The 3,787-nt window shown below is 69.6% G+C and carries 4 protein-coding genes; all 4 read left to right on the forward strand.

Annotated elements, in window-relative coordinates; all coding sequences use genetic code 11:
* Nucleotides 1-93 precede the first annotated feature (93 nt).
* Nucleotides 94-1,344, forward strand: a complete 1,251-nt coding sequence (locus AC1DO7_RS40165) for a lipoprotein-releasing ABC transporter permease subunit (RefSeq protein ID WP_441618822.1) — start codon at nucleotides 94-96, stop codon at nucleotides 1,342-1,344.
* Nucleotides 1,337-2,086 carry a lipoprotein-releasing ABC transporter ATP-binding protein LolD gene (gene lolD, locus AC1DO7_RS40170; protein WP_441618824.1) on the forward strand — a complete coding sequence of 250 codons (750 nt, stop codon included), beginning with the start codon at nucleotides 1,337-1,339 and terminating at the stop codon, nucleotides 2,084-2,086. The genes AC1DO7_RS40165 and lolD overlap by 8 nt, the downstream gene beginning before the upstream one ends.
* A 27-nt stretch (nucleotides 2,087-2,113) precedes the next feature.
* Nucleotides 2,114-2,995, forward strand: coding sequence for a TatD family hydrolase (locus AC1DO7_RS40175; protein WP_441618826.1), 882 nt, complete (start codon nucleotides 2,114-2,116; stop codon nucleotides 2,993-2,995).
* 62 nt (nucleotides 2,996-3,057) lie between these two features.
* A partial coding sequence (locus tag AC1DO7_RS40180) for a ComEC/Rec2 family competence protein (RefSeq protein ID WP_477117486.1) occupies nucleotides 3,058-3,787 on the forward strand: 730 nt, incomplete at its 3' end.

A 3,787-nucleotide genomic window follows, 5' to 3' on the forward strand; every position in this document is an offset into this window, starting at 1 on the left:
GCTGAAATATCGTCCGGACAGGCTGTGGCAGACAATGGCAGATGTTGCCGGCAATGTGGCGCCGGCGTTCCTCCTCAACGACAGGGATCCTTCTTGAACTTTCCGTACGAATGGCAGATCGGCTGGCGATATACCCGCGCAAGCAAGCGCGCCAGCCGCAACACCTTCATTTCCTTCATCTCGATGATCTCCATGCTAGGCATCGCCCTTGGCGTGGCGGCGCTGATCGTGGTGTTGTCGGTCATGAACGGCTTCCAGAAAGAAGTGCGCGACCGCATGCTGTCGGTACTCTCGCATATCGAGGTGGTCGGCCCCGGCGCGCTACCGGACTGGCAGAAGACCGCCGCCGAGGCCATGCAGAACAAGGAAGTGATCGGCGCGGCGCCCTATGTGGCGGCGCAGGCCATGCTGACCCGCGAGGACGCGGTGCGCGGCGTGCTGCTGCGCGGCGTCGAGCCGGGCGAGGAGCCCAGGGTTTCCGACATCGGCAAGCAGTTCCGTGCCGGCAGCATGGATGGCCTGCTGCCCGGCGAATTCGGCATCGCGCTGGGCAACGAACTGGCCAACGCCATGGGCGTGCAGGTCGGCGACAAGGTGACGCTGGTGGTGCCGCAGGGCACCATCACGCCGGCCGGCGTGCTGCCGCGGCTCAAGCAGTTCACCGTGACCGGCATCTTCTCGTCGGGACATTTCGAGTTCGACAACGCGCTGGCGCTGATCAACCTGCACGACGCCGAGACCATGTTCCGCCTGACCGGGCCGACCGGCGTGCGCCTCAAGCTGACCGACATGCAGCGCGCGCCGCAGGTAGCCGACGCGCTGGCCGGCACGCTCTCCGGCGAGCTCTACCTGCGCGACTGGTCCAAGCAGAACCGCAACTGGTTCGCCGCGGTACAGACCGAGAAGCGCATGATGTTCATCATCCTGACGCTGATCATCGCGGTGGCGGCCTTCAACCTGGTGTCCACGCTGGTGATGACGGTGACCGACAAGCAGGCCGACATCGCCATCCTGCGCACCATGGGCGCGCAGCCGAGTTCGATCACCAAGATCTTCATCGTGCAGGGCGTCGCCATCGGCTTCATCGGCACCCTGGCGGGCGTGGCGGGCGGTGCCCTGATCGCCTGCAATATCGATGTGATCGTGCCCTTCATCGAGCGGCTGCTGCACGTGCAGTTCCTGCCGCGCGACATCTACTTCATCAGCGAACTGCCTTCGGACCCCCGCGTGAACGACATCGCCACCATCGGCATCCTCTCCTTCGTGCTGGCCACGCTGGCCACGCTCTACCCCAGCTGGCGCGCTGCCCGCGTCAACCCGGCGGAGGCGCTGCGCTATGAGTGAGACCATGCTGCGCAACGCGCCGCAAGGCGATGCCGCCTCCAGTCCCGTCGCTGCCGCCACCGGCACCCCGGTGCTGCAGGGCGAAGGCCTGACCAAGCGCTTCCGTCAGGGCGGGCTGGACGTGACCGTGCTCAGGGGCGTGGACGTGCACGTCGACGCCGGCGAGAAGGTCGCCATCGTCGGCGCATCCGGTTCAGGCAAGAGCACGCTGCTGCATGTGCTGGGCGGGCTCGACAACCCGGACAGCGGCAGGGTGGCCCTGAAGGGCAAGCCTTTCACCTCGCTGCGCGAAAGCGAGCGCAATATCGCGCGCAACCGCGACCTGGGCTTTATCTACCAGTTCCACCACCTGCTGCCCGAATTCACCGCGCTGGACAACGTGGCCATGCCGATGCGCATCCGCGGTCTCAGGCAACGCGAGGCGCGCGCGGCCGCGCAGGGCGTGCTGGAGCGCGTGGGCCTGGGCGACCGCGCGCAGCACCGCCCCGGCGAGCTCTCCGGCGGCGAGCGTCAGCGCGTGGCGATCGCGCGCGCGCTGGTGGGTAGCCCGGCCTGCGTGCTGGCCGACGAACCGACCGGCAACCTCGACGACCACACCGCGGGCGGCGTCTACGACCTGATGCTGGAGCTGTCGCGCACGCTCGGCACCAGCTTCGTGATCGTGACCCATGACCTCGACCTCGCCAGCCGCTGCGACCGCGTGCTGCGCCTGCGCGACGGGCATCTCCACCGCGAACGCTGAGCCGTTCACCGCGCCGCCGCAGCCGCCATGTGGATCGATACCCATTGCCATCTCGATGCGAGTGAGTTCGACACCGACCGCGAGGCCGTGACCGAAGCCGCGGCCGCGGCCGGCGTCAGCGGCATCGTGCTGCCGGCGGTGGCCGTGTCGAACTTCGCCGCGGTGCGCGCGCTGGCGCGGCGCCATGCCAGCTGCGTCTATGCGCTGGGCATCCATCCCTTGTACACGCCGGGCACCGGGCAGGCCGACCTCGACGCCCTGCGCCGCGAAGTGGAGGCCTCGCTCGGCGATCCGCGCTTTGTCGGCATCGGCGAGATCGGCCTCGATTTCTTCGTGCCGGGGCTCGATGCCGCGCACCAGACGTGGATCTATGCCGAGCAGCTCAGGATCGCCCGCGAGTTCGAGCTGCCGGTGCTGCTGCACGTGCGCAAGTCGCAGGACCAGGTCGCTGCCCAGTTGCGTCGCGCCGGCGTGCGCCAGGGCATCGCCCACGCCTTCAACGGCAGCGCGCAGCAGGCGCAGGGTTTTGTCGACCAGGGCCTGAAACTGGGCTTCGGCGGCAATCTGACCTTCAGCCGCGCGAAGCAGATCCGGCGCCTGGCGCAGGAGCTGCCGCTCGATGCCATCGTGCTGGAGACTGACGCGCCCGACATCGCGCCGGCCTGGCTCTCCGACGACCAGTTCGGCGAGCAGTACAAGGCGCGCAACACGCCTGCCGAGGTGGTCGGGGTGGCCCGGGTGCTGGGCGAATTGCGCGGCATCGACGCCGCGCCGCTGGCGCGGGCAATGTGGCGCAACTCGGTGGCGGCGCTGCCGCGCCTGGCGGCGTTCGAGGCCGTCATGTTCCCGGAGGCATCGTCTTTGGCCTCGGCTGGCGACACAAACGGCAACCTTCCGGTTTCCTCCTGACACGCTCCTCACCGTGCATTGACCGTATAAACGGGCGCTTGTGAATCTCTGCGGAGACTGGCATGCGCCTGGTCCTGCTCGCCTTCGTGGCGGGGAGCTGGTGGCTGCAACAGCAAGGCGCGCTGCCGGGCCGCGCGGCCGCCTGCGTGCTGTCGATGGCGGGCACGGCGGCGCTGCTCATGGCCATCCTCCTGCGCAACCGGCATCCGGCCTGGTCACGCCTGGCCCTTCTTCCTGTTGCGGTGCTGGCCGGCTTCGGCTGGTCGGCGTGGCGCGCGGACGCGCGCCTGCAAGAGCGGCTCGCGCCGGAGCTCCAGGGCGTCAACCTGGTTGTCGGCGGCGTGGTTGCGGGCCTGCCCGCGCAGGCGGCACGTGGCCAGCGCTTCGAATTCGCACCTGACGAGCCGGCTGCGGGGACGGCGCGCGCGCCGCAGCTGCCGCCGCGCGTCGTGCTGGGCTGGGAGGATGCGCCGGACGACCTGCTGCCCGGCCAGCGGCGGGTCTTCGCGCTGCGCCTGACGCGGCCACATGGCCTGGCCAATCCGCACGGCTTCGACTACGAATTCTGGCTGCTGGCGGGCGGGTTCGGGGCGACAGGCTACGTCCGCGCCGAGCGCGGGCCCGTGCGCGAGGCCGTCGGCGAACGCCTCGAATGGCGGATCGCGCGCTGGCGCGCCCGCGTGCGCGACCACGTGCTCGGCAGCCTGCCCGACGACGCCCGCTTTGCGCCCGTGCTGGCGGCGCTGGTGGTGGGCGACCAGCGCGGCATCCGGCCGCAGGACTGGACCTTGT

It is taken from the genome of Cupriavidus sp. 05N40 (genome assembly GCF_056397305.1).